Below are 23,351 nucleotides of genomic sequence, written 5' to 3'. Positions count from 1 at the left end.
TAAGGATAAAAATATGGTGAATCATCAAATTAAAGTGATCCAGGCGCTGGCTTCATCCTTGACTGCCGGAGGGCGAGGCGTCAGCGGTACAGCCTTTCCAAAGCAGCCTGAAAAATCACTCAAACTTTATGAATTTGAAGGTTCGCCATTTTGCCGCCGTGTACGTGAAGTACTGACCTTGTTGAATTTGGATTATGAAGTCTATCCTTGTCCTAAAGGCGGACAAAAGTATCGAAAAATAGTCAAGGAAAAAGGCGGAAAGAGACGATTTCCATTTTTTATTGATGAAAATACGGGTACTGAAATATACGAGTCGCAAGTCATCATTGATTATTTATTCAAGCATTATGGTAAAACAGGAACAACGCCAAAAAAATTTGCACATTATCCTAAAATACCTGTCGTAGCTTTAGCCGGTACCATCGTGAATGGTGCACGTGGCGTCTGGATTAATCCGAAAATCAAAGATCGTGCAGCACCTGCACAACTGCTGGAATTATGGGGTTTTGAAGCCAGTCCTTTTACCCGTATTGTGCGTGGAGTATTAAGCGAACTGGAATTGCCCTATGTTTACCATAACGTGGCCAAGGAACGCTGGCAGGATATGGGACCTGCAGTGTTACGTTTTAAGCCTGGCAAATATGAAGCTCTTGCGGGGGGCAAACGTGAAAAAATCGTAGCAGTGATGGGGCGTGATATTCAGGTGCCGTATCTGATTGATGCCAATACCGGAGTAAAAATGTTCGAGTCAGCCGATATTGTCAAATACTTAAACCAGCAATATGGTGAGTAACCTATATGAACCAAGAAACCGCTCAATCAGCGGTTTTTTTGTATATAGGATAAATTCAAACTGAAAGCAAAGCGGCCACATTATAGTGCATCATATTCAGAATATTGAATCGATCAATGCTGGAGCAATGATCGATTGAATTCTAGAATGTTTATTTTATTGTGTTCATTGAGATTGATTGACAGCAGAATAGCAAATAAGATTGATGTATTATTAGTATAAAAGTCATTGAATTACCAAGTTTTAGGGATATCGTTAAGCTCGTTTTTCTCGCTATAGTAAGCGGTTATAACAGGGGGTGGTTTGTGTCAGAACTAGAAACAATTTTACCAGTACCAGTTTTAATTGTTGAAGATGAAGATCTTATTCAAGAACGATTAAAAAATATATTGACAGAGTTGGGTTATCGTAAAGATATGCTCATTTTTGCCAAGAATTTGCAGCAGGCTTTTGTGGAAATAGAACAGCAACCAATTTCTTTGGCCCTGGTTGATCTTGGACTGCCCGACGGCAATGGCATAGAGCTGATTGAAAGGCTACGCACACTGGATAACAATGCCCTGATTTTGGTGATTTCGGCCTGGAGTACGCAGGAAAGTTTATTTTCAGCAATCAAGGCTGGTGCGACAGGTTATGTACTGAAAGAACGTGATGATGCAGAAGTCAAGTTATCCATTCGCAGCATTTTACGTGGTGGGGCACCGATAGACCCTTTTATTGCACAAGAAATTTTAAAACAGATATCGGCTGCGGTGATACCGGCCAGCCATGATCAGAAGCTCATAGATGCAGAAATGGAGCTGTTAACCAATCGGGAAACTGAAATTCTGAATCTGGTCGCGCAAGGGATGAGTAATCGGGAAATTGCTGAACAACTCTTTGTTTCTAAATATACGGTTGAAAGCCATATTAAACATATTTACCGAAAATTGTCGGTCACCAAAAGAACCAAAGCCGTCAGTGCCGCACGATCCTTAGGGATTTTATGAAGCAGTTTATTGTGCATTACTTTTTTATTGTGGTTCTTAGCCTGCTGAGTCAAATCAGTACTGCTGAAATAACGCAAAGTATTAATGCACAATGTGCAGTGCAGATTCATTCTATTCGTACTGTTAAGACCAGTTCAGCTACTGTTTTACCGCAGCAGGGATGGCAATCTGTAGATTTACCCGATCAGTGGCAGAAGCGCTGGAAAAATTATGATGGAGCAGCCTGGTACAAAATCCAATGGAGCTGGTCCTGCCAAAATAAGGCCAAACTTACAGAACCTGTTGCTTTTTTAATTGATTATATTAATTCTACCGGTGCTGTTTATTTAAATGGCGATTTACTCTGGAAGAATAAAAATCTACAGGAACCGCTGTCAAAAAGCTGGAATGTACCACGTTACTGGATTTTACCATTAGCTGCCTTAAAACCTGAGAACAATGAAATTTTGATTTATGTGAAAGGCAATGCTTTTCAATCTCCTGGATTAGGAAGAATTTTTTTTAATGATGTGCAAACGATTTATGATGTGTATCAAAAAAAAATATGGGAGCGCAGAACCTTATTTCAAATAAATATCATTTTATCAATCACCTTTGGTGTGATTTGCCTGGTGATCTGGTTATTAAGACCTAAAGAAACTGCATTTGGATGGTTTGCCTTAAGTTCGATGTTGTGGGTGATGTTTATTTCAAATGTTTTAACTACAGAAACATTTCCTTTTCCGACAAGTTTAATGGCAGCTCAATTTAATTTGGTTTTCTTTGTGCTTTATATCATTAGTTTTTGTATTTATTTATTAAGGTTTATTCAAAAGCATTTGGCTAAAGTCGAGTCTGTTGCTTATTTTGTGACTGGGCTTGCAATCGTGGGTATTTTTATTACCCCCGAAGCTCAGATTTATCTGATTTTTGCGCTGATATTTTTGATATATGTCAGTTTATTTTTTCTCACTTCTTTCTATATCAGTTATCACGCCATTCGATCGAGAAGAATAGATTATATCTTTTTATCTATTTGCCTGATGGGGATTCTATTTTTTACCTTATTTGACCTTTTCTTATTATCAACATATACGGGAACGGATAACGGACCTTTATCTCCCTATACTGCACCAATTATTACCTTTTTTCTGGTGATGATATTGGGAACACGATTGTCACATAATATTAAAAAAGTAGAAGCATTTAATGCACAGCTTGAAGTAAAAATTCAGCAAGTGAGTGAAGATTTAAGTTCCAGTTTAAATGAAAAGCATCAACTCGAGCTTGAAAATGTCAAATTACAGGAAAGAATCCATTTATCGCATGATTTACATGATGGTTTAGGCGCATCTTTAGTTCGATCGATGATTTTAGTGGATCAAAGCGCCCATAATATTTCGAATAAGCAATTTTTATCGATGCTTAAATTATTAAGAGATGACCTTAGACAAATTATCGATAGTGGTTCTTCTGCAGATAATAAAATTCCAGTTAGTCCTATATTGTGGGTAGCACCAGTGAGGCATCGTTTTAGCCAGCTTATGGATGAGCTGGATATTCATTCTAAGTGGATTTTTCCGTCTGAATGGCAGGCAGTGCCTAATGCTTTACAGTGCCTCACCTTAATACGGGTATTGGAAGAGAGTCTGACTAATATTATTAAACATAGTCAGGCCAAGCATGTAAAAATATCGATGGTTTATATTACAGAAAATCAGTTTATTTTAAATATAGAAGATGACGGTATTGGTTTTGATGCTGAATGTGTGGCGCAACAAGGATTAAGTATTGGTATGCGCAGTATGAATATGCGTTTGCAGCGTATGGGTGCCGATTTTAAATTATCTTCTGAGCCAGGCTGCACGATCATTCAGGCGATTGTGCAACTGAAATTACCGAAGTTAACTATTGATTGATCGTTAGTGATATGGATATAAGATATCAATATGCGTTCAATTATTTTTTATAAAAATTAATTATAGTGCTCACAGAAGATTAATTCTCATGAATCATGTTATTCAGCAATTAGAAGACTTAAAAAGCCTGAGGGTAAAGGATTTAGATCAGTTCTTTAAAAATGGTCAGTGACCAAATCTACAGTCTTTAAATGGAATTGCTGAAGGATTGGTTATTCAGCTGGCCTGGTTTGCACGACTAAAGCTCTGGCGAGGTAAAGTATTTCAGATTTCCACTGGCGGAGAGTTAACCGGTCTGAATCGCTTGGAGGTTGGAAAACTAGAAATCCAGCGATATTCATTTAAAGCCCAAATCGGAAAATCACTTTTTAATGATCAGCCCGTTTTAATCATCAATCATAATTTAGCCAATAACCCACTGTGGGTCAGGCGTTATCATGATGAAATGGTACAGATCAGTTCACATATTTACTTGGCAACGTCTCATTATAAAATAGGCAATAAATTAAAATTTGTGAGTTATTTTGCTTTTGATCTGTCGAAAAAATAAATGTGACCATTCTAAAAATATAAAAAAATGGGGAAATCATTATTTTCCCCATTTTGTAGCTTTATTTATTCTTCATCTGCTGCAGGCAACAACATCAGAATTGATTCATTTAATAAATTGACAATATCTTCGAAAATATCTGGATCATAAAGATTTTCATCCAGTAATACCGAACCGCCATCCGCCAACTGTTTTAACAGTGGGGCAAAAGCTTCAGAAATACAAATGCCTTCACCATTTGCCCAAAACAGCAACTCGTTTTCATCTTCAGTATAAAGCAGACGTGATGCCGGCTCGAGCATAAGTGAATAACCTTGCTCCAAAGCTTCCTCCAGATCACCGCTACCAATCGCTTCTGCCTCTGGAATATTTTCCGGATATTTGGGCTCTGACATCAGGCTCATCAGGGCATCTTCAAGCACAGTCGGATTTTGCAATTGAGCCAAAAGTTCGGTTTTTAAATACTCCAGTTCATTTTGGGTGATTTGACCAATCGGGCTGATTTTGTCACGCAGAATATCTTTCAACGGGTTCTTAAGCAGCTGATTGTCTGCGAATTTGTCACTGACGCGATCCATCATTTCCGCCACATTCGGCATGCGGAAGCCGAAGGAGAAGGTCAGGCAATCATCTTCAGCAACGCCGTAATGCGATAAACCTGGTGGAACGTACAGCAAATCACCCGGAGCAAGCACCTCATCAAAATGAACATCCATTTCAGGGAGTAATTTTAATGGTTGTCCTGCAACGAAGTCAGTATCCGCATCGCACATTTGTCCCAATTGCCAACGACGATGACCATAGCCTTGTACCAAAAACACGTCATAAAAGTCGAAGTGCTTACCTACAGAGCCACCTTTAGGTGCATAAGACACCATGATGTCATCGCGACGCCACTGGGGAATGAAAGGAAACTTCTTCCACAGTTCTGCCAGATCAAATGAATAATGATCCACAGCCTGAACCAGTAGTGTCCAAAGCTTAGGCATCTTCTGGAAATCAGCTTTAATTAAAGGTGAAGATTTGACAGACCATTGATTTGGATCTTTATCCTTTTGCTTGATTAAACGGGCGCTGACATTTTCGTCTAGCGCCAGTTCCATCACGTCATCAGGTTCTAAAAGATTTGCAATTTCAGGGAGCGCATTACGTACCAGTAATGGTTTTTTTTGCCAGTATTCAGCAAGGAATTGTTCAGTGGTGATTCCGCCGAGAACATCTAAAGGTAGGGACATGAGAATAGCCTAAGCAAATCTAAATCAATATTAAGTATATTGTCTTATGATCGAAGGGAGAGGTGCAAGTAGTTGTAAAATTATTTAAATCACTTGGACATAGGGAAATTAAAACAATAAAAATAAATTTGCATTTAAAAAATGGCGCGTTTGGTATTAGGTCTAGAAGAAAGATAAAAATCAATAGTATAGCCATGTTAATCGGCTGCACGATACAGATAAGACCATCGCCCATTTACTTTTACATAAGTTTCATTAATATGCCATCAGCTCAGATCTGTAGGATTACACCAATACCAGCGTAAACATTTTACTATTTCAGGAACATAACGTTGAACCCAACGATAAATAGTAGTGTAATTAACATTCACACCACGTTCGGCAAGCATTTCCTGAAGTTCACGATAGCTAATGCCATATTTACAATACCAACGAACAGCCCAAAGGATGATCTCACCCTGAAAATGCCGACGATGGAAGGGATTCATATACTGACCTTTAGCTAAAAAACTATTTAGCTTATCATCAATGGTTATTTGCAACAGTGCCATAATAGGTTATCTAATGTTTAAGGATCTAATTAATAAAGATATTGCTCCGCTACTAAAACAGTATGGATTTAAGAAAAAAAATTTTACTTGGAATAGATCGGTAAATGGTGTTATTCAAGTCATAAACTTTCAATTAAGTCGTTATAGTGATCATAACAGTCAGCAATTTACAATAAACTTGGGTGTTTTTCATCCTCAGTTATGGGGAATTAATAAAGGAGAACCGGCCCCGAAATTTATAACAGAATTTGATTGCTTTCCCAGAGAAAGAATTGGTTATATCAATAATACAAAAAATAATAATAAAGATCTCTGGTGGACTATAACTAATGAAACTAATGTAATTGAATTATCTAGAGAAATTAAAAACATTATTGAAGATAAATGCATTCCATTTTTGGATAAAATGCTAGATTATCATGCAGTTTCTAATTTTTATTTATGTTTTCCTAAAGTACTACTACCTATTGATAAAATATATTTAGCAATTATAAAAAATATTCTAAGAGATTTGGATACATCTGCAAAATTTTTGCAAGAAGTATCAAAAATATCGGAGAGCTGGGCAGATAAAGTAAAAGAAGTTTATTCTCGTTTAAATTAATAAATTAGAGGTTTAATATCTTCTTAAGCATACTGAAAGTGCAGATAGTTTTGATCCTTATAATATAGGGATTTTTTCAATTCTGATTATTATTATGCTATTAGGGCAATATCGCCGTTTATTGATTAGAATGTATTTTTAGCACCTAATCCAAACATATCTTATATGAAATTCATCTCTATGAGAGCCCTTAACAGGGCATGATTCAGGGGTTCTTAAGCGTGCAGAACACTGAGTTGAATTTAATCAGCTCAGTGAATAGCCGAATTTATAGCTTTAATAGACTAAAAAATTAAAAAACATTAAGGCACCAGCACATTTAACTGACGCAGAATATGACACAGCTGAATCATCGGCATACCCATCAAGGTGGTTTGATCTTGACCTGTCATCTGTTCAAACAGGCTAATTCCCAGACTTTCACATTTAAAACTGCCGGCACACATTAAAGGCTGCTCAATTTCAATATAACGTTTAATTTCAGCTAGGCCCAGTTTACGGAATTTGACTTTATAATGTTCAACCAGCGTTTTTTCAAAACCGCTTGATTGCTGTTGTACGCTTAATGCGGTACTGAAATAAACGATTTTGTCCGAATTGGCCTGCAACTGTTTTACCGCTTTTTCTACGGTTAACGGTTTGCCAATAAAAATATCCGGAGCACCTTCACGCCAAGCCACCTGGTCAGAACCAATCACAATCGCTTCGGGATATTGTTCTGCAATCCTTTTAGCTTTTTCAAAAGCCAGTCGCTGTGCTAAATGGTCGGCATGATTTTCACCACGAGGGGATTCATCAATATCCGGTACCATGCTTTGATAGTCGATACGCAGACGATTCATCAGGTCTTTACGGGTTTGACTGCTTGAAGCCAAAATAATTTGGGGAGTACTCATTACACTGCATATTCCATAAGCACATCAAGCGGGACGTAAGAGAGCACAGCTTGATGGCAAGCTTGTATTTTAATAGGGGGAGCGATACCAGCCTGATACGCTTCAACCCAACGGGTCACACAAATGCACCAGAAATCACCCGGTTCCAAACCGGGAAAATCAACCTCTGGCAAAGGTGTGATCAGGTCATTCCCTATTTTTTGCGAAAAATTAAGAAACTCAGCGGTCATTTGTGCACACATCGTATGCTGACCAAGATCTGTAGTCGCCGTATGACAAAAGCCGTTACGAAAATAACCGGTAATAGGAGAATAGCAACAGCTTGCCAGGGGTTCGCCTAAAACATTTAAACGATTGATATTTGGATCTGGGTGTATAGACATAAGCTCTAAATCATTATGTGGCTTTTGACTATGATAATCAAAACTTTGTCTTTCGACAGCTTTTATGCAAAAGAAGCTAACCTTTTTCAACATAATCATTTAAAATCGGGGCGTTTTTTATATCTATAAAGTGAGCTATACATGAACTTTCAGCGTATGACTGACCTGGATTTGGCAGGTAAGCGTGTACTAATTCGTGAAGATTTAAACGTTCCTGTTAAAAACGGTGTAATTACCAGTGATGCACGTTTACGCGCAGCATTGCCTACCATTAAAGCAGCCTTGGAAAAAGGTGCAGCAGTCATGGTTTATTCACACCTTGGTCGTCCGGTTGAAGGTGAGCCAAAACCTGAACAATCTTTAGCACCAGTTGCAGCTTATTTGACTGAAGCTTTGGGTCAGGAAGTAAAACTTTTCACTGACTATCTGGATGGTGTTGAAGTTGCAGCGGGTCAGGTGGTACTTCTTGAAAACTGCCGTTTCAATGCTGGTGAAAAGAAAAACAACCCTGAACTTGCACAAAAATATGCTGCGCTTTGTGATGTATTTGTGATGGATGCATTTGGTACCGCACACCGTGCAGAAGCGTCAACTGAAGGCGTGGCGCGTTTCGCAAAAGTAGCAGCAGCTGGTCCTTTACTTGCAGCAGAACTGGATGCTTTAGGCCGTGCACTTAAAACACCTGAAAAGCCAATGGTGGCGATTGTTGCAGGTTCTAAAGTGTCAACTAAACTTGACGTACTCACTTCACTTTCAGACATTTGCGATCAAATTATCGTCGGTGGCGGTATTGCCAATACATTCCTCGCTGCGGCAGGTTTCAATGTAGGTAAATCACTTTGCGAAAATGATTTGATCGATACTGCTAAAGCCATTGCAGCAAAAGTATCTGTCCCGCTTCCAACTGACGTTGTGGTTGCAGATGCATCTGAAATCAACTTCGACGACTTCCTTGGTTCATTAGCTGCGGCTAAAGCAGTTGTGAAAAAAGTTGAAGATGTTGCTGACAACGACATGATCCTTGACGTTGGTCCAGAAACTGCCAAAGCATTTGCTGAAATTATCAAAACTTCAAAAACTATTCTTTGGAATGGTCCTGTAGGCGTGTTTGAAGTGGATCAGTTCGGTGAAGGTACAAAAGCACTATCTTTAGCGATTGCAGAATCTAATGGTTTCTCTATTGCAGGTGGTGGCGATACTTTAGCGGCAATCGACAAATACGACGTTGCTGATAAAATTGGTTATATCTCAACAGGTGGTGGAGCATTCCTTGAATTTGTTGAAGGCAAAACTCTTCCAGCGGTTGCAGTTCTTTTAGAACGTGCTTAATTAAGCCGTCTAGCTGCAATCAAAAGGTTGACTTCGGTCAGCCTTTTTTCATTCGGGGTAGTCATTTTTTAGTCATAAAAATGCAATATATCTGCAATAAAATCTTGCTCATTAGATCTCCTGTCGTAGGAAAACGTGATGAACCTGAAATTAACACTTGCAGCACTTGTGATTTTACCTTTGGCTTTGACAGCCTGTGCCAAGAAAGAAGAAGCACCTAAAACTGAAACTGCCGCTTCTGCAGCAGCAGATGAACAAACCACCCCGGAACAGCAAAAAGCGATTGATGCACTGGATAAGCCAGTTCTGGATGAAAAAAATACTGATGTACCCGCTGAAGTGGCAAATGCACCAGCAGATGAAGCGACTGCCGCTAGCGATGAAGCTGCTTCTACAGCAACTGCACAATAGGTTTGTGGTTTTTTATTTAAAAGTCCCTACATAAGTAGGGATTTTTTTTGAAATAGTGTGTTTAGTTGCTGAATTGAAACCTGAGTCCATGTAGAATATGGCGCATTACCTGGGAGGATATTATGGCTCTAATCTCGATGCGCCAGCTCTTGGATCACGCTGCAGAACACAACTACGGCGTACCAGCGTTCAACGTAAACAACTTAGAACAAATGCGTGCAATTATGTTGGCCGCAGATGAAACCAATTCACCTGTAATCGTTCAGGCATCAGCCGGTGCTCGTAAATATGCAGGGGCTCCGTTCTTACGTCATTTAATTTTAGCTGCAATTGAAGAATGGCCACACATTCCAGTGGTTATGCATCAAGATCATGGTACTGACCCTGATGTATGCCAACGCTCGATCCAGTTAGGCTTTTCATCAGTCATGATGGATGGTTCATTGGGTGCAGATGGTAAAACGCCTACAAGTTATGAATACAATGTAGACGTAACTCGTCGTACAGTTCAAATGGCGCACGCTTGTGGTGTTTCAGTTGAAGGTGAAATTGGCTGTCTGGGTAGCCTTGAAACCGGTATGGCTGGTGAAGAAGATGGCGTAGGCGCTGAAGGCGTTCTTGACCATTCTCAACTGCTTACTTCAGTTGAAGAAGCTCGTAGCTTTGTTGCCGATACTAATGTAGATGCATTGGCGATTGCTGTAGGTACTTCACACGGTGCGTACAAATTCACGCGTCCACCTACAGGTGATATTCTGGCGATTGACCGTATTAAAGAAATTCATGCGGCGTTACCAAATACGCATCTTGTGATGCACGGTTCTAGCTCTGTGCCACAAGAATGGTTGGCTGTAATCAATGAATTCGGCGGCGACATCAAAGAAACTTATGGTGTGCCAGTAGAACAGTTGGTTGAAGCAATCAAACACGGTGTACGTAAAATCAATATCGACACTGATTTACGTTTGGCATCTACTGGTGCAATGCGTCGTATGATGGCTGAAAAACCAAGCGAATTCGATCCACGTAAATTCTTTGCTGCAACTGTAGATGCAATGAAGCAAATCTGTATCGACCGTTATACTGCGTTTGGTACAGCGGGTCATGCTGATCAGATTCGTCCAATTTCTTTAGAGAAAATGGTGAATCGTTATAAATAATCCTCAAGATTATTTATAATCAAAAGCCCACAATCACTGTGGGCTTTTTTGTATCTAATTCTTGATTCATTAAAATAAGGAAAATAGCCAAAAGATGGAACTTATATTGGCTGCAGCGTGCTGTAGTGTCATCATCTCTATTCTTTTAAAACTATGCAAGGCCAAAGGTTTTGATGTCTTGCAGATGATCGTCTGGAATTATGCTTCTGCGAGTCTGTTGTGTTATCAGTGGTTTAAGCCGGATTTACAGCATATTTCAGTTGTAGATACCCCGTGGTGGCTGATTGTAGCGCTGGGTGTGTTATTGCCGAGCATTTTCTTGTGTCTGGCGAAATCCTTGCAATATGCCGGTATTGTAAAAACAGAAATCGCCCAGCGTTTATCTGTAGTTTTATCGCTGTTAGCAGCATTTTTTATTTTTCAGGAACAGTTTAATACCCTGAAAATGGTCGGGATCGGTTTAGGGATTTCCGCCGTCCTAAGTATTTTATTTTCACATCAAGCAGCAGCACAAGGGCAGTCATTTTCAAAGCAAGGCTTGCTCTATCTGGCATTGGTGTGGTTTGGCTATGCCTTAGTTGATGTGCTGCTCAAGTACACCACTGGATTAGGCGTACAGTTTGCCGTCGCCCTAAACCTAATGTTTATTTGTGCCTTTGTATTGTCACTGGCTTATATTGCAATAACCACAAAAACTGCGGGCAGTAAAAAAAATATACTGGCTGGAATCGGTCTGGGAATGTTGAACTTTGCTAATATTGCACTTTATGTTCAGGCGCATATTTTATTGAAAGACACACCTGCAATTGTGTTTGCAGGCATGAATATTCTGGTGGTGCTATTGGGGGCTTTCAGTGGTGTAATGCTGTTTAAAGAAAAATTAAAACCTGCAACTGCATTCGGTCTGGCTTTGGGTTTGGCGAGTGTTATTTGCTTAGCTTATGCCATGTCTGTTTAAGATAACCAGATATAAACATAAGGGGATGTTGAAGAAAATCTTCCGGCTCCGCTATACCCATCAGCAAACCATTGTTATGGCACGCAGGGCAGGCAGGATAGTGGTGATCTTCTTGTTGATAGAGGTGAATATAACATTGCCGGCAGTGATGGCATTCAAATTTCATTGGCATAGGTATAAACAAAGACATGCTGAACCTCTTAAAAATTTTAATCGTTATAAGTGGGTATGTAGCAAAAAGCAGACCATAAAATAGTTAGTGCAAAAAAATTAAATTAAAAATACAGCGCATCTAAATACGCCGTATTTACAGGTTGTTAAGGCTTATAAAATAAGGACATTGACTTAATTATGAGCGTTGAAACCGTTGTAAGGTATCTTGCAAATAGTAATGAGCCATAGCGATCGGATGCTTGAATACATCTTGCATTTCAATTGTGCCCTGAAGTTGACCAGGCTGCTGACAATGAGGGCATGTGGGATATGAAGTCAAAATAGCATCTGGGCTGTATTTGTGCATGTAAACCGTTTTACAAGATTTGCATTCAAATTTTATCGGCATTTTAATAGCTGGAGGCATGATCTGGAATTACCGTTTATTATTTTTGGGCAAATATACCGCAATATTGTTGCAAAAATAAGTCCCAGAATGACATAAAAGGGGCATTTTAGCCCCTTTTATTGTAATTTTTTTTAATCAAAGCTTGGTAAAAATTTCTTCACGACTCAGACGTGATTTGGGTAACTGCGCATTGAAATCACTTTCACTGCGATAACCCAACGTCATAATGACTGATGGAATTAAACCTTTTTCATCTAATTCCAGTTCTTGACGGAGAATTTGTTCATCAAAGCCACCAATGGGAGTGGCATCCACACCTTCAATACCGGCTGCCAGCAATAATTGGCCTAGTGCAATAAAGGTCTGATTTTCTGCCCAGCGTTGAATATCACCTTTTTCATTACGGTAATAATCCACATAACCGCTACGGCTGTCTTTTTGTCCTTGTTTGGCTTTTTCATCTTTAAAACGGCCGCTGACATCATCGTGGGTGAGTAGGGTATCTAAATGCTGTTCACTGATATCTGCTTTGGTACAGAACAGAATGGTGTGAGAGGAATCTAAGACTTTAGGTGCATTGTAGGCATATTTACCCACTAAAGCCTTGGCAATGCGCTCTTTGGCAGCTTGATGATCGGCAATAAAAAAATGCCAGGGTTGAATATTGATAGAGGATGGCGTGAGACGCAGAATTTCCAATAAACGTTCAAATTGCTCTTGCGGGATTTTTTTTGAAGCATCGTATGCTTTGGTGGTGTAACGTGTTTTTGAAACGTTTAACAAATCCATGAGTGACATTTCCACTATTAAATTTTTTATGATTTTACCTGATTCATGGCTGAAATAGCTTAGAAGAATTTTTAGATAACTTATATTTTGGTGTATAGAGTACCAATATTTATTGTGATTTAGAGTAAAAAACTTAATAAAATGAATCATTAATAGCTATATACAATGACAAAATACGAAATCAATATTGGTACTTTTTGCCAAATGACGTTTAATCAAATCAGCATGTAGTCATTGGGTGGAGTAAGCAAATGATAGATGATACAAACCATTTTAAAAGAAGACTAAAAACTGAGCAGCAGATTGGCTTATGGGTCGGGCTGGCAGATGCTTATGGCACTGAAATTGCAGCCAATGCAGATTATGACTGGTTACTGATTGATGGTGAACATGCACCCAGTGATTTACGAACCACACTCTCTCAACTGCAAAGTATTGCGGCTTATCCTTCACAAGCTGTGGTTCGTCCACCGATTGGCAGTGTGCAACTGATTAAACAGCTTTTGGATATTGGTGCACAGACTTTACTCATTCCTATGGTGGAAACGGTTGAACAAGCTGAGCTGATGGTCAAAGCTGTGCGCTATCCACCAGAAGGAATCCGTGGTGTGGGTGCGGCACTGGCACGTGCAACACGCTGGAACAGTATTCCTGACTATTATGCAAAGGCCCATGAAAATATTTGTCTGCTGATTCAGATTGAATCTGTAACAGGTCTGGAAAATCTGGATGAAATTCTCAAAGTAGAAGGCATTGATGGGGTATTTATTGGCGCTGTGGATTTGTCTGCCACCATGGGCTATCAGGGCAATCCTAACCATCCGGAAGTACAAAAAACCGTAATAGATGCAATTCAACGTATACGTGCATCAGGTAAAGCAGCCGGGATTTTATCTACCCAACATGAAGCTACAAAACAGTATCTTGATTTGGGTACAGAGTTTGTCGCTGTTGGTGTAGATACCAGCGTATTGATGAACTCTCTGCGTGAACTTTTAGCCCAGTATAAAAGTGATGCTGAGGTGATAAAATCTGAAGGTGGTTACTAAATCTAAATAAAAGCCCAATATTTATTGGGCTTTTATTTAATATAAACTATTTGGATTCTGTAAAAGATGTTTTGATAGAGTGGGTTCTATTCTAAAAATCTTTTTATTTCCTTCAATTTTTCCAGTGTTAATAATAAATTTAATTGTTTCGAGCCAAGCAACTGCTTGATCATTTGGATTTAATGCCTTTTCCTGTACTTTGTCACTCATAAATAAAGATAATATATTTTTTTCTTCGTATGAGAGTTTAGATAATTTATTAATTAAATCTTTATTTTCATTTGAAAAAGTAAATTTATTATCCTGCTTTGCTTTAATTTCCGATAATAATTCATAGAGCATAAAAGAAATGCTGAGTAAGAAAATAATTAATAGAAGGGTAAAATTTTCTTTTACAAATGATGATAAGTCTGCATCTAAATTGATCGCAGATACAAAAAAGATTAAAAGCATAAAAATTGAAAAAACTTTATTTGCTTTTTGAAAATTGAACTGCATATTATTAATTTTAAAAGTAAGTTATTGAAATATTAATATATTACAAATGACTTTATCAAGTTTTCGAAGTCATTGTTGTTAGCTTTTATTCTAATAACTCCAAGTCTTTAACTGTAATTTTATATTTTTTTGCTTAGGATCAATTTCTAAAATCTGTGCTTCATGTTCACGCCAGTCGCCCAGAACAATTCTTTTTTTATCGCGCAGTTCATGAATGGCAGCACGATGGGTATGGCCATGAATCAATACATCAACATGTTCTAAAGCAACTTTCACAGCAAACTGATTCACATCCATGATGTCATAAGACTTCACTTGCTTGGTTTCTGCGCTTTTTTTACGGAAACCATTGGCCAGTTTTTGCCGAAAGCTTAAAGGCAGGCGTTTTAAGAAACCTAAAAGCAATGGATTGCGAATGATTTTACGGAACTTTTGATATGACACATCATCAGTGCAGAGCAGGTCACCATGTTCTAGGCGATATGTGGTTTGGGATATTTTTAAAATTGCGGGTTCAGTAAGTAATGTGCCATTAAATTGTTTTAGGAATTTTTTACCTAGCGCAAAATCACGGTTGCCGGCCTGAAAATAAACATGATTGCCAGCACGATTAAATTTTTGCAGGGCATGCACAATTTCATCTAGCCAGGGTGCGGTGTAGTCGTCGCCAATCCAGGCATTAAACCAGTCACCCAAAATATAGAGCTGGGTATTTCTATCTTTATAACTGTCTAATAAATCCAAAAACCCCCGAACAAGTCGAGGGTGTTCAGGTGACAAATGTAAATCAGAGATAAACAGATAGGTCACTAATTTTTTTCCTTTTAATCCTCCAGATTCTTCAATTGATGAAGAATCGTTTTTATTACTCCGTTTTAAAGCGATGCTTTAAAACTCATAAAGAATGGGGAGGACGTTTTTTACTCAGCAATGATTTTAGCAGATTCGATTACAACATTTTCTAATGGAACGTCAGCGTGGTAGCCACGGTTACCGGTACGAACGCCTTTAATTTCGTTAACTACGTCAAGACCTTCAGTCACTTTACCAAATACTGCATAGCCCCAGCCTTGAGCATTTTTGCCAGAGTGGTTCAGGAATGCATTATTACCCACGTTAATGAAGAACTGAGCAGAGGCAGAATGAGGCGCTTGAGTACGTGCCATTGCAATAGTACCCAAATCGTTGGTTAAGCCGTTATCTGCTTCATTTTCAATCGCGTCACGTGTTGCTTTTTCTTTGAAGTTTTCATCCATGCCACCGCCTTGGATCATGAAACCGTCAATAACACGGTGGAAAATTACGCCATCATAAAAACCGTCACGAACGTATTCCAAGAAGTTTGCAACAGTTTTAGGTGCTTTTTCTGAGTTAAGTTCAAGAACAATACGTCCTTTATTGGTGTTTAATTCGACTTGAGGAAAACTCATTCTATAATCTCCTAATCATGGACTAAAAAAGCCATGGGTTTTTGGTTGAGAGAAGCATAAGCAAACTGTAAACTACAAGGCAAGCAAAAACGTTATTTTCTTTGTTAAAAATAGAGAAAAGCGTTTTAATTATCCTATTTTATCTTATAGAAGTGATTTATCAACTATGAAGCCGAATGATGTTGTTTCATCCCTGCCAAATAACCCGACAACAAGTACTCAATCTGTCGATGCTGCGCAGCAAGAACAACAGCCGGGCTTAGACTTTGTACGCCAAGTGATTACTGACGATTTGGCTGCAGGCCGTACGCAGCAAGTGGTGACACGTTTTCCACCAGAACCGAATGGTTATTTGCATATTGGTCACGTGAAAGCGATTTGTTTGAACTTTGGTATTGCGCAAGAATTTGATGGTGTATGTAACCTGCGTTTTGACGATACCAACCCGGACGCAGAAGAACAAGAATATGTGGACGGTATTGCCAACGACGTAAAATGGCTCGGTTTTAACTGGAATGGTGAACCACGCTATGCATCAAGCTATTTTGATCAACTGTACACATGGGCAGTACAACTGATTGAACAAGGTGATGCTTATGTCGATTTGCAAACCCCTGAAGAAATCAAGTTAAACCGTGGTTCATTTGTAGAACCGGGCAAAAACTCTCCATTCCGTGAGGCGACTGTAGAAGAAAACCTGGCGCGTTTTGAACAGATGCGTAATGGCGAGTTGGGTGAAGGACAAGCGGTACTGCGTGCCAAAATTGATATGGCATCTCCAAATGTGCATATGCGTGATCCGATTATGTATCGCGTACTGCATTCAGAACATCACCAGACTGGTGATAAATGGAAAATGTACCCAATGTATGACTATGCTCATCCATTGTCAGATGCCATTGAAGGTGTAACACATTCACTTTGTACCCTTGAGTTCCAGGATCATCGTCCATTCTATGACTGGATCGTGGCGAAAGTGAAATCTCCAGCAGTTCCGCATCAGTACGAATCTAGCCGTTTAAATGTGGACTACACCATTACCTCTAAACGTAAGCTTCGTAAGCTTGTAGAAGGTGGTTTTGTGAATGGCTGGGATGATCCACGTATGCCGACTGTTGTAGGTATGCGCCGTCGTGGTTTTACACCAGAAGGTTTACGTGATTTCTGTAAGCGTGTTGGCGTATCTAAAGTCGATGGCAGTATTGTTGATGTGGCAATGCTGGAATACTGCATCCGTCAGTCTTTGGAAAATACCGCTGCACGTGGTATGGCGGTGTTAAATCCACTGAAAGTGACTTTAACCAACTTGCCTGAAGATATGGACCTGAGTCATGCACGTCATCCAAACGTCGACATGGGCGATCGTATTATTCCATTGACTTCTGAAATTTACATTGACCGTAAAGACTTTGAAGAAGTTCCACCGAAAGGCTTTAAACGTTTAATTCCTGAAGGTGAAGTACGTTTACGTCATGCTTACGTGATCAAGTGCGATGAAGTGATTAAAGATGCTAACGGTGAAGTGGTTGAACTGAAATGTTCAATTGACCCGGAAACTTTAGGTAAAAATCCTGAAGGCCGTAAAGTAAAAGGCGTGGTGCATTGGGTATCTGCAACTAAAGGTATACCGGCTGAAGTTCGTGTTTATGATCGTCTGTTCACTGAATCTGATCCAGAAGTGGGTGATGATTTCTTGGCGAACTTGAACCCAGAGTCTTTAACTGTATTGCAAGCGATTATTGAACCTGCTTTGGCAGAGGCTCAAGCTGAAGATCGTTTCCAGTTTGAACGTGAAGGTTACTTCGTTGCAGATCAGTATGACCATACTGCTGCTAAACCTGTGTTTAACCGTATTTTGGACTTAAAGGATAGCTTTAAGCCTAAGCAAGGATAAGCAAAACCACTTCGTCTTGCGCCATATATGGCTCATTTGCCCGAGCGCAAGAGATGAAGCTGTGATACAGGTGAAAATTAATTGAAATAAATATTCTAAAAGCCCAACTTCGGTTGGGCTTTTTTATTTGTGCAAAAACACTGCTTTTGACTGTAGCGACTTTATTGTGTGATCTTATTAACCAGGGCTATTTATTCTCGGAAAAATAATATTCAATAAGAAAATAACGATGGCTATCACTAAAACAACAGGCTGAGGGGAATAAAAATGAGCGTTGTCATAGAAACCCAAATGTTAATTCGAAAACCGGTCGCAGAGGTATTTAATGCCTTTGTTGAGCCCGAAATCACCAGCAAATTTTGGTTTACTTCATCTACAGGACACTTGATTGAAAACACAACGGTAGACTGGTATTGGGAAAAATATGAAGTAACCACCAGTGTGTATGTAGAGCAGTTGATTAATAATGAACTGATTCAGATTGTCTGGGGAGAACCCAAAAGCACGGTAGACTTTATTTTTGAGAAAATAACAGCACAAGAAACTTATCTACGCATTCGCAATTATGATATTTCATTGGAAGGCTCAGCCCTAGTTGCTTTCGCCATTGAGCAAACAGGAGGGTTCACCACTGTGCTGGATGGCTGCAAAGCATATCTGGAATATGGGGCTCAGTTAAATCTGGTGAATGATAAGTTCCCGCCCTTTGTTTAAACCAGGGTTAAAAATCTGTAGCTATGACCCATTATTTAAAGACTGAGAATAAAAATTAAAGTGTGCAGATTGAGCGTGAAAGCAAATCTATTATTGTTTATTGGGATCTTGCTGTTTTAACAATAAATAATGAGGAATACGTTTTTTTGCTTTATCGCGTAACTTTTTCTTGATGTACAACACCAAAGCAAAACTGGTGGTGGTGATGGTCAGTAACATGCTGTTCATAAAGCTCATGAGGGAACTGACATAACCAATCGTGGTTAAGCGGTTCATCATGTGAATGACCTGAGGACTACTCTCTACACCAGTAATTGCCCAGGTACATAAGTGTTCGCAATTATTAATAATTAAATGATACTGGTTTTCGTGCATGCGTGAACGCATACGCCGTACCACTTTGCGACCTCTAAATTTAGGATTGCTATATTGCTGGACGATGATGGTTTTACCAAAGCTGAATTTTTCCAGTGAGGTGATTTCAATGGGACGTTTCTTAAATAAATGGGCAAAACCTGAATAATGAATAACCCGACCACGACCTGCGTAAATGCCGTGATGGGAATATCCAAAATGTTTAACGATAAGATGTGTCCCTAAAGGAAATCGTGTTTTCTGCTGTTGCATGTAGACGTTTAACCAATAAAGTTACAAATATATTTTAGTGAGTCAGTTTACTGCTTCTTTAGAAAAGAATCGACTATTTCACTCAGTCGATTGTCTTTTATCTTACAACGATAGTGCAGGATAAAATGTTGAAAATAGTCAAGGAATGGGGATAAGGCATGAAGAGCAGTGTATTTTTTAAATCTGTAGCCGTTGCTGTGTTTTGCTTTAACTCAATCAGCTATGCACAGGTTGAAAGCAAGCATTTTCAGAATGATGTGCTCGATGTCGATATCGTCAAAATAGATCAGCCACAAAACTTACGCCTGTTTTTAAACGATGCCAAAACCCATCAACCACTGCGTAAATTCAAGGCTGTGGCAAAGCAGCTAAAAGCATGTGAAAAGCTGCTCTTTGCCATGAATGCCGGGATGTATCATGCAGACTATTCTGCGGTCGGCCTATATATAGAAGCATCTCAACAACAGCAAAAACTTAACACGCTAAAACAAGGCTATGGCAATTTTCATCTGCAACCGAATGGTGTGCTGGCCTGGAATTCCAAGCAAAGCCTGATTGTCACAACGAAAGATTATCAAAAGCTCAATTTTAATGCCGAATACGCGACGCAATCTGGACCCATGCTGGTGATTGATGGACAGATGAATCCCAATTTTCTAAAAGATTCAGACTCGTTTAAAATCCGTAATGGTGTAGGGATGAAAGATCAAAGCTTATATTTCGTGATCAGTCGAAATGCAGTCAGTTTTTATCAATTTGCGCAATTTTTTAAACAGCAGCTTAAAGTGCAAAATGCCCTGTATCTGGACGGTTCCATCTCAAGTGCCTATATTCCACAATTAAAGCGCTCCGACTCGCTCTTTAATTTAGGACCGATGGTTGCCTATATCGAGCAAAAGAACTGTGCTACGCAATGAATTGAAATTGCCACTATTAAAAACCTTCACCAACTAAAACTTGTAGCCAATTTTTAAACCATAGCCTATAGCATGGTTATTATTAAATTGCCCGACTTGTGATGCTTCAGACACGCCGGGAAGTGGGAGATAATAAGTGCCATCCTGCGCAGTTGCATCACCGAGCCAATAGTATTTAATTCCGCCTGAAATAAAATAGTTTGCTTCGGGATTAAACTGTAGCCCCAAGCCTATACTCCAGTAACCTTTGGTAGGATTTAAAATTGATGCAGGATTACCTGTGCCTGAATCCCAACCGAGATCAAATGCAGCAGACCATTTTGTGGTCAGTTGCCTTGCAATGCCTAAGGTTGCACTCCATTGGTTCTTTTGATAATCATCCAGATTAAAGCCTTCAGTATAAGTGCCGTTACTGAGTGCAGTGGTGGCAAGTTCTGACAATGCGCCGAACTGGGTAGGACGAATGATAAAGTCTTTCCAGTTGACCCATCGAATGCTCGAGTACAGTAAAGTTCCGCTCATAATACCGGTCTGAAAATCCAGATTGACCGATTGAGGGGTAGAAACTTTGGTTTTGGCATTGTCTGTGAGTAGGAGAGGCGTGCCCAAAATGTTTTCTTCCACATTGATTTTGTGATTAATTTTAGAGTGATAGGTCAATGCGGCTTTTAAGGCTAGCTCGGGAAGCTGATAGGCAAAACCGGCTTTCCAACCGAGCGCAGCGTCTTGTTTAAACTTGGCGTTATAACCATTAAATTCAGCATATACCCGTCCACGCAGTGCCACATCACCTTGAACGGTTTGATAGGCAGGGCCTGCATATAGATTTATATTTTTGACAGGTTGGTAGCCTAAAATCAGACTCAGATTCTGGCTGTCAATGTTGACCTGAGTGCCTTGCTGGCTCAGTGCCGTATCGGAGAAACTGCCATTGTCTTTTAATGGATAGTGTAAATCCGAGCCAAATGGCTGATCATAAAGAATACCAAAAGAGAAATTTGGAATGAATTGCAGTTTCAGTGCGGCACTATGGTACTGGAAATTCTGGGCAATATTATCGGTTGTATAATCAGTACTGTCAGAATTAACCAGGTCTGGGCGCGAACCAAGGGTATGACCCGACACTTCAGGATCGGCAGCAGTAATCGTGGCTTCAAAATAATGCCCGGTTTCAAGAAAAGGCAGCACAGATTGTCCTGATTGGTCCATGGCTGCCGCCAGACTATGGCTGGAGATTAGGCTGCATAATATTGCCAGTCTAGGATAATACGGTTGCATATATTTTCCTTTTTAGGCTTATTGTTATTTTTTACTTTTGTTGTTTTTTTATCTTTTATTCTTACTTTCTTACTTATCTATTGGTGTTTATATGTTTAGTAGAGCACTTTTAAAATGTGCGGAATAGCAAATTTTGGATGAATTGCGAGAACTATGTTTCGAAGTATTAAAATCTAGAAATATCTGGAAATAAACCGTTTTTATGAACCAATAAAAAAGGCATTTAGTGAACTAAATGCCTTTATTTAGAGGGTTTAGACTCTACTGTTGCAGTGGTAGATGCTGTAATTCATTTAACTCTTTACGGCTATAACCTCGTGAAGCTAAAACCTTTTTAATTCCAATGATGACTTTTTCATCTGAAGCTTTAGCTAAAGCCTCGATCAATTGTTCATTCGATTTACAAGAGCAATCATTTTCGACACAAGTGATTTGATTCTTGTGTTCGTTTTGCTGTTGATTAGCAGAAAACAGCTTTTGCCAAAAACTCATAGAGCCTTCATATGCAACCTAATATAGATCGAAATATATCCAAATTTTTGAATAATACAAGCCTGCTAAAGCCATAAAAAGAGCAATTGAGCCTTTAATTTTCCGATAATAACCGAACACTTTAACGATATTATGAGATTTACTATTCGGAATTATTTATAAATGATTTATTTTCAATGAAATAAAAATGAAGCTCAGTTGAGCTTCATTGAGGTAAAAACAGATTCAGACTTTACAATGAAATAAATTGTTTAAATCTTTTCCAAGAGTACACCTGATTCGACGTGATGGGTATAAGGAAACTGGTCAAACATCGCAAATTTGGTAATTTTATGCGTGGTTGATAAGGTCTTCAAATTGTCCTCTAAAGTATCCGGATTACACGAAATATAAATGATGCGTTCAAAACGTTGGATCAGTTTTAACGTTTCATCATCAATACCTGCACGCGGCGGATCGACAAATACCGTATCAAAATCATAACTGGAGATATCGATTTCTGCTTCCTGCAAACGGCGGAATTCACGCTCACCATTATAGGCCTCAGTAAATTCTTCAGCCGATAAACGTGCTACCTGAATATTATCAATCTGGTTTTGTTCAATATTCCACTGTGCTGCATAAACAGATGATTTGGCCAGTTCAGTAGCCAGTACGCGCTTGAACTTGGTGGACAGCGGTAGGGTGAAATTACCATTGCCACAGTACAATTCCAGTAAGTCTTTATCGGACTGTTCAGCAGCATTGCATGCCCATTCCAGCATTTTTTGGCAGACTTGAGCATTCGGCTGGGTAAAGCTGCTTTCAATTTGCTTATATTGATACGTACGATCAAATACTTGCAATTCTTCTACTACAAATTCATCACTGAGTACTACTTTCTGACCGCGGCTACGACCAATTATTTTGATATTCAGTTTTTCAGCCAGCTGTTTTGCCAAGCTTTCCCATTCGGCATCCAGCGGACAGCGATAAACCAATGAAACCAGCATTTCCCCTTTTAATGTCGCCAAAAAGTGAACTTCAAACAAGCGTTTAGACAATACCGCATTGCTTTTGAGTTCTTGCAGCAAAATTGGCATCAGCTGATTAATGCTTTTATCCGCAATCGGGAATTCGTCAATGCGAATGACCTGTTTTTGCTGATCTTCACTGCGTTCAAACATCGCATAGAACATATCGTCATCAGTATGCCAAATACGGAATTCTGCGCGCATACGGAAGTTTTGTTCAGGCGACGGAAATACTTCTAAAGAAGGAGGATTAAACTCGGCAAATTGAGCAGAAATACGTGCAATCTTGGCATCAAGTTGTAACTGATAAGCTGAAGTCATATGCAGTAAA

24 protein-coding genes and 1 pseudogene are annotated in these 23,351 nt (G+C 39.3%); 13 read left to right on the top strand and 12 right to left on the bottom strand.

The features are described 5' to 3' along the window. Window positions 1-13: 13 nt before the first annotated feature. The 4 genes from B9T26_RS00575 (at window position 14) to B9T26_RS00560 (ending at window position 4,230) form a co-directional block, all read left to right on the top strand. Window positions 14-793, top strand: coding sequence for a glutathione S-transferase N-terminal domain-containing protein (locus B9T26_RS00575; RefSeq protein WP_086197879.1), 780 nt, complete (start codon window positions 14-16; stop codon window positions 791-793). Between the two features lie 305 nt (window positions 794-1,098). Next, window positions 1,099-1,782 carry a response regulator gene (locus B9T26_RS00570; RefSeq protein WP_086197878.1) on the top strand — a complete coding sequence of 228 codons (684 nt, stop codon included), beginning with the start codon at window positions 1,099-1,101 and terminating at the stop codon, window positions 1,780-1,782. Beyond that, window positions 1,779-3,680 carry a sensor histidine kinase gene (locus B9T26_RS00565; protein WP_086197877.1) on the top strand — a complete coding sequence of 634 codons (1,902 nt, stop codon included), beginning with the start codon at window positions 1,779-1,781 and terminating at the stop codon, window positions 3,678-3,680. The genes B9T26_RS00570 and B9T26_RS00565 overlap by 4 nt, the downstream gene beginning before the upstream one ends. Window positions 3,681-3,888: 208 nt before the next feature. After that, complete coding sequence (locus tag B9T26_RS00560) at window positions 3,889-4,230, top strand: hypothetical protein (RefSeq protein ID WP_086197876.1); 342 nt, start codon at window positions 3,889-3,891, stop codon at window positions 4,228-4,230. Between the two features lie 65 nt (window positions 4,231-4,295). On the opposite strand, the gene B9T26_RS00555 is transcribed toward B9T26_RS00560, so the two are convergent. Together B9T26_RS00555 and B9T26_RS00550 are read right to left on the bottom strand one after the other, a co-directional pair. Further along, entirely contained in the window at window positions 4,296-5,465 is a 1,170-nt protein-coding gene (locus B9T26_RS00555; RefSeq protein WP_086197875.1) for a cupin domain-containing protein, read from the bottom strand. Between the two features lie 200 nt (window positions 5,466-5,665). Then, a pseudogene (locus tag B9T26_RS00550) lies at window positions 5,666-5,953 on the bottom strand (IS6 family transposase); the annotation flags it as partial. Between the two features lie 76 nt (window positions 5,954-6,029). On the opposite strand from B9T26_RS00550, the gene B9T26_RS00545 reads away from it, so the two are divergent. Beyond that, on the top strand, window positions 6,030-6,620 hold the full coding sequence (locus B9T26_RS00545; protein WP_171262896.1) for a DUF4304 domain-containing protein: 591 nt from the start codon (window positions 6,030-6,032) through the stop codon (window positions 6,618-6,620). Window positions 6,621-6,922: 302 nt separating this feature from the next. Here B9T26_RS00545 and B9T26_RS00540 read toward each other — a convergent pair whose 3' ends face one another. Further along, window positions 6,923-7,516 (bottom strand): Maf family protein, encoded by a 594-nt coding sequence (locus B9T26_RS00540; protein WP_086197873.1) that lies wholly within the window; start codon window positions 7,514-7,516, stop codon window positions 6,923-6,925. Then, window positions 7,516-7,899, bottom strand: a complete 384-nt coding sequence (locus B9T26_RS00535; protein WP_086174290.1) for a DUF2237 family protein — start codon at window positions 7,897-7,899, stop codon at window positions 7,516-7,518. The genes B9T26_RS00540 and B9T26_RS00535 overlap by 1 nt, the downstream gene beginning before the upstream one ends. Before the next feature lie 141 nt (window positions 7,900-8,040). Between B9T26_RS00535 and B9T26_RS00530 the strand changes: the two genes are divergently transcribed. The 4 genes from B9T26_RS00530 to B9T26_RS00515 all read left to right on the top strand — a co-directional run bounded on the left by B9T26_RS00530 (window position 8,041) and on the right by B9T26_RS00515 (window position 11,757). Continuing rightward, entirely contained in the window at window positions 8,041-9,228 is a 1,188-nt protein-coding gene (locus B9T26_RS00530; protein ID WP_086197872.1) for a phosphoglycerate kinase, read from the top strand. Between the two features lie 138 nt (window positions 9,229-9,366). Further along, window positions 9,367-9,639: a hypothetical protein gene (locus B9T26_RS00525; RefSeq protein ID WP_086197871.1), complete on the top strand. Its 273-nt coding sequence runs from the start codon at window positions 9,367-9,369 to the stop codon at window positions 9,637-9,639. A 122-nt stretch (window positions 9,640-9,761) separates the two neighbouring features. Further along, window positions 9,762-10,799: a class II fructose-bisphosphate aldolase gene (fba, locus tag B9T26_RS00520; RefSeq protein WP_086197870.1), complete on the top strand. Its 1,038-nt coding sequence runs from the start codon at window positions 9,762-9,764 to the stop codon at window positions 10,797-10,799. A 94-nt stretch (window positions 10,800-10,893) separates the two neighbouring features. After that, window positions 10,894-11,757 carry a DMT family transporter gene (locus tag B9T26_RS00515; RefSeq protein ID WP_086197869.1) on the top strand — a complete coding sequence of 288 codons (864 nt, stop codon included), beginning with the start codon at window positions 10,894-10,896 and terminating at the stop codon, window positions 11,755-11,757. 697 nt (window positions 11,758-12,454) lie between these two features. Here B9T26_RS00515 and nfsB read toward each other — a convergent pair. Then, a complete protein-coding gene (gene nfsB, locus B9T26_RS00500; protein ID WP_086197866.1) occupies window positions 12,455-13,108 on the bottom strand; it encodes an oxygen-insensitive NAD(P)H nitroreductase in 654 nt (217 codons plus the stop codon). A gap of 251 nt (window positions 13,109-13,359) precedes the next feature. On the opposite strand from nfsB, the gene hpaI reads away from it, so the two are divergent. Then, window positions 13,360-14,157, top strand: a complete 798-nt coding sequence (hpaI, locus tag B9T26_RS00495) for a 4-hydroxy-2-oxoheptanedioate aldolase (RefSeq protein WP_171262895.1) — start codon at window positions 13,360-13,362, stop codon at window positions 14,155-14,157. Window positions 14,158-14,193: 36 nt separating this feature from the next. On the opposite strand, the gene B9T26_RS00490 is transcribed toward hpaI, so the two are convergent. The 3 genes from B9T26_RS00490 to B9T26_RS00480 all read right to left on the bottom strand — a co-directional run bounded on the left by B9T26_RS00490 (window position 14,194) and on the right by B9T26_RS00480 (window position 16,085). Continuing rightward, window positions 14,194-14,655 carry a super-infection exclusion protein B gene (locus B9T26_RS00490; protein WP_086197865.1) on the bottom strand — a complete coding sequence of 154 codons (462 nt, stop codon included), beginning with the start codon at window positions 14,653-14,655 and terminating at the stop codon, window positions 14,194-14,196. 90 nt (window positions 14,656-14,745) lie between these two features. Then, a complete protein-coding gene (locus B9T26_RS00485; protein WP_086197864.1) occupies window positions 14,746-15,465 on the bottom strand; it encodes a UDP-2,3-diacylglucosamine diphosphatase in 720 nt (239 codons plus the stop codon). Window positions 15,466-15,575: 110 nt separating this feature from the next. Then, window positions 15,576-16,085: a peptidylprolyl isomerase gene (locus B9T26_RS00480; protein WP_086197863.1), complete on the bottom strand. Its 510-nt coding sequence runs from the start codon at window positions 16,083-16,085 to the stop codon at window positions 15,576-15,578. A gap of 166 nt (window positions 16,086-16,251) precedes the next feature. On the opposite strand from B9T26_RS00480, the gene B9T26_RS00475 reads away from it, so the two are divergent. Beyond that, window positions 16,252-17,979, top strand: a complete 1,728-nt coding sequence (locus B9T26_RS00475; RefSeq protein ID WP_086197862.1) for a glutamine--tRNA ligase/YqeY domain fusion protein — start codon at window positions 16,252-16,254, stop codon at window positions 17,977-17,979. Window positions 17,980-18,246: 267 nt separating this feature from the next. Beyond that, window positions 18,247-18,693 (top strand): SRPBCC domain-containing protein, encoded by a 447-nt coding sequence (locus tag B9T26_RS00470; RefSeq protein WP_086197861.1) that lies wholly within the window; start codon window positions 18,247-18,249, stop codon window positions 18,691-18,693. 90 nt (window positions 18,694-18,783) lie between these two features. Here B9T26_RS00470 and B9T26_RS00465 read toward each other — a convergent pair whose 3' ends face one another. Beyond that, complete coding sequence (locus tag B9T26_RS00465) at window positions 18,784-19,320, bottom strand: lecithin retinol acyltransferase family protein (RefSeq protein ID WP_086197860.1); 537 nt, start codon at window positions 19,318-19,320, stop codon at window positions 18,784-18,786. Window positions 19,321-19,478: 158 nt separating this feature from the next. Here B9T26_RS00465 and B9T26_RS00460 point away from each other — a divergent pair, with 158 nt between their 5' ends. Continuing rightward, complete coding sequence (locus B9T26_RS00460) at window positions 19,479-20,237, top strand: phosphodiester glycosidase family protein (protein WP_086197859.1); 759 nt, start codon at window positions 19,479-19,481, stop codon at window positions 20,235-20,237. Between the two features lie 33 nt (window positions 20,238-20,270). On the opposite strand, the gene B9T26_RS00455 is transcribed toward B9T26_RS00460, so the two are convergent. The 3 genes from B9T26_RS00455 to trmA all read right to left on the bottom strand — a co-directional run bounded on the left by B9T26_RS00455 (window position 20,271) and on the right by trmA (window position 23,341). After that, window positions 20,271-21,515, bottom strand: a complete 1,245-nt coding sequence (locus B9T26_RS00455) for an OmpP1/FadL family transporter (protein ID WP_086197858.1) — start codon at window positions 21,513-21,515, stop codon at window positions 20,271-20,273. A gap of 261 nt (window positions 21,516-21,776) precedes the next feature. Beyond that, a complete protein-coding gene (locus B9T26_RS00450) occupies window positions 21,777-22,007 on the bottom strand; it encodes a hypothetical protein (RefSeq protein ID WP_086197857.1) in 231 nt (76 codons plus the stop codon). A 251-nt stretch (window positions 22,008-22,258) separates the two neighbouring features. Then, the gene (trmA, locus tag B9T26_RS00445; protein WP_086197856.1) at window positions 22,259-23,341 is read right to left on the bottom strand and encodes a tRNA (uridine(54)-C5)-methyltransferase TrmA; all 1,083 of its coding nucleotides are present in this window, start codon (window positions 23,339-23,341) and stop codon (window positions 22,259-22,261) included. Window positions 23,342-23,351: the final 10 nt, after the last annotated feature.

It is taken from the genome of Acinetobacter sp. ANC 4169 (assembly GCF_002135355.1).
In the GTDB taxonomy this organism is placed as follows: Bacteria; Pseudomonadota; Gammaproteobacteria; order Pseudomonadales; family Moraxellaceae; genus Acinetobacter.
This window is presented reverse-complemented; position numbering and strand designations above follow the sequence as displayed.

Bases quoted from the DNA above. Each gene is read 5' to 3' on its own strand.
- B9T26_RS00575 (WP_086197879.1), top strand. From the start codon at position 14: ATGGTGAATCATCAAATTAAAGTGATCCAGGCGCTGGCTTCATCCTTG.
- B9T26_RS00565 (WP_086197877.1), top strand. From the start codon at position 1,779: ATGAAGCAGTTTATTGTGCATTACTTTTTTATTGTGGTTCTTAGCCTG.
- B9T26_RS00555 (WP_086197875.1), bottom strand. From the start codon at position 5,465: ATGTCCCTACCTTTAGATGTTCTCGGCGGAATCACCACTGAACAATTC.
- B9T26_RS00545 (WP_171262896.1), top strand. From the start codon at position 6,030: ATGTTTAAGGATCTAATTAATAAAGATATTGCTCCGCTACTAAAACAG.
- B9T26_RS00540 (WP_086197873.1), bottom strand. From the start codon at position 7,516: ATGAGTACTCCCCAAATTATTTTGGCTTCAAGCAGTCAAACCCGTAAA.
- B9T26_RS00535 (WP_086174290.1), bottom strand. From the start codon at position 7,899: ATGTCTATACACCCAGATCCAAATATCAATCGTTTAAATGTTTTAGGC.
- B9T26_RS00530 (WP_086197872.1), top strand. From the start codon at position 8,041: ATGAACTTTCAGCGTATGACTGACCTGGATTTGGCAGGTAAGCGTGTA.
- B9T26_RS00525 (WP_086197871.1), top strand. From the start codon at position 9,367: ATGAACCTGAAATTAACACTTGCAGCACTTGTGATTTTACCTTTGGCT.
- fba (WP_086197870.1), top strand. From the start codon at position 9,762: ATGGCTCTAATCTCGATGCGCCAGCTCTTGGATCACGCTGCAGAACAC.
- B9T26_RS00515 (WP_086197869.1), top strand. From the start codon at position 10,894: ATGGAACTTATATTGGCTGCAGCGTGCTGTAGTGTCATCATCTCTATT.
- nfsB (WP_086197866.1), bottom strand. From the start codon at position 13,108: ATGGATTTGTTAAACGTTTCAAAAACACGTTACACCACCAAAGCATAC.
- hpaI (WP_171262895.1), top strand. From the start codon at position 13,360: ATGATAGATGATACAAACCATTTTAAAAGAAGACTAAAAACTGAGCAG.
- B9T26_RS00490 (WP_086197865.1), bottom strand. From the start codon at position 14,655: ATGCAGTTCAATTTTCAAAAAGCAAATAAAGTTTTTTCAATTTTTATG.
- B9T26_RS00480 (WP_086197863.1), bottom strand. From the start codon at position 16,085: ATGAGTTTTCCTCAAGTCGAATTAAACACCAATAAAGGACGTATTGTT.
- B9T26_RS00475 (WP_086197862.1), top strand. From the start codon at position 16,252: ATGAAGCCGAATGATGTTGTTTCATCCCTGCCAAATAACCCGACAACA.
- B9T26_RS00470 (WP_086197861.1), top strand. From the start codon at position 18,247: ATGAGCGTTGTCATAGAAACCCAAATGTTAATTCGAAAACCGGTCGCA.
- B9T26_RS00465 (WP_086197860.1), bottom strand. From the start codon at position 19,320: ATGCAACAGCAGAAAACACGATTTCCTTTAGGGACACATCTTATCGTT.
- B9T26_RS00460 (WP_086197859.1), top strand. From the start codon at position 19,479: ATGAAGAGCAGTGTATTTTTTAAATCTGTAGCCGTTGCTGTGTTTTGC.
- B9T26_RS00455 (WP_086197858.1), bottom strand. From the start codon at position 21,515: ATGCAACCGTATTATCCTAGACTGGCAATATTATGCAGCCTAATCTCC.
- B9T26_RS00450 (WP_086197857.1), bottom strand. From the start codon at position 22,007: ATGAGTTTTTGGCAAAAGCTGTTTTCTGCTAATCAACAGCAAAACGAA.
- trmA (WP_086197856.1), bottom strand. From the start codon at position 23,341: ATGACTTCAGCTTATCAGTTACAACTTGATGCCAAGATTGCACGTATT.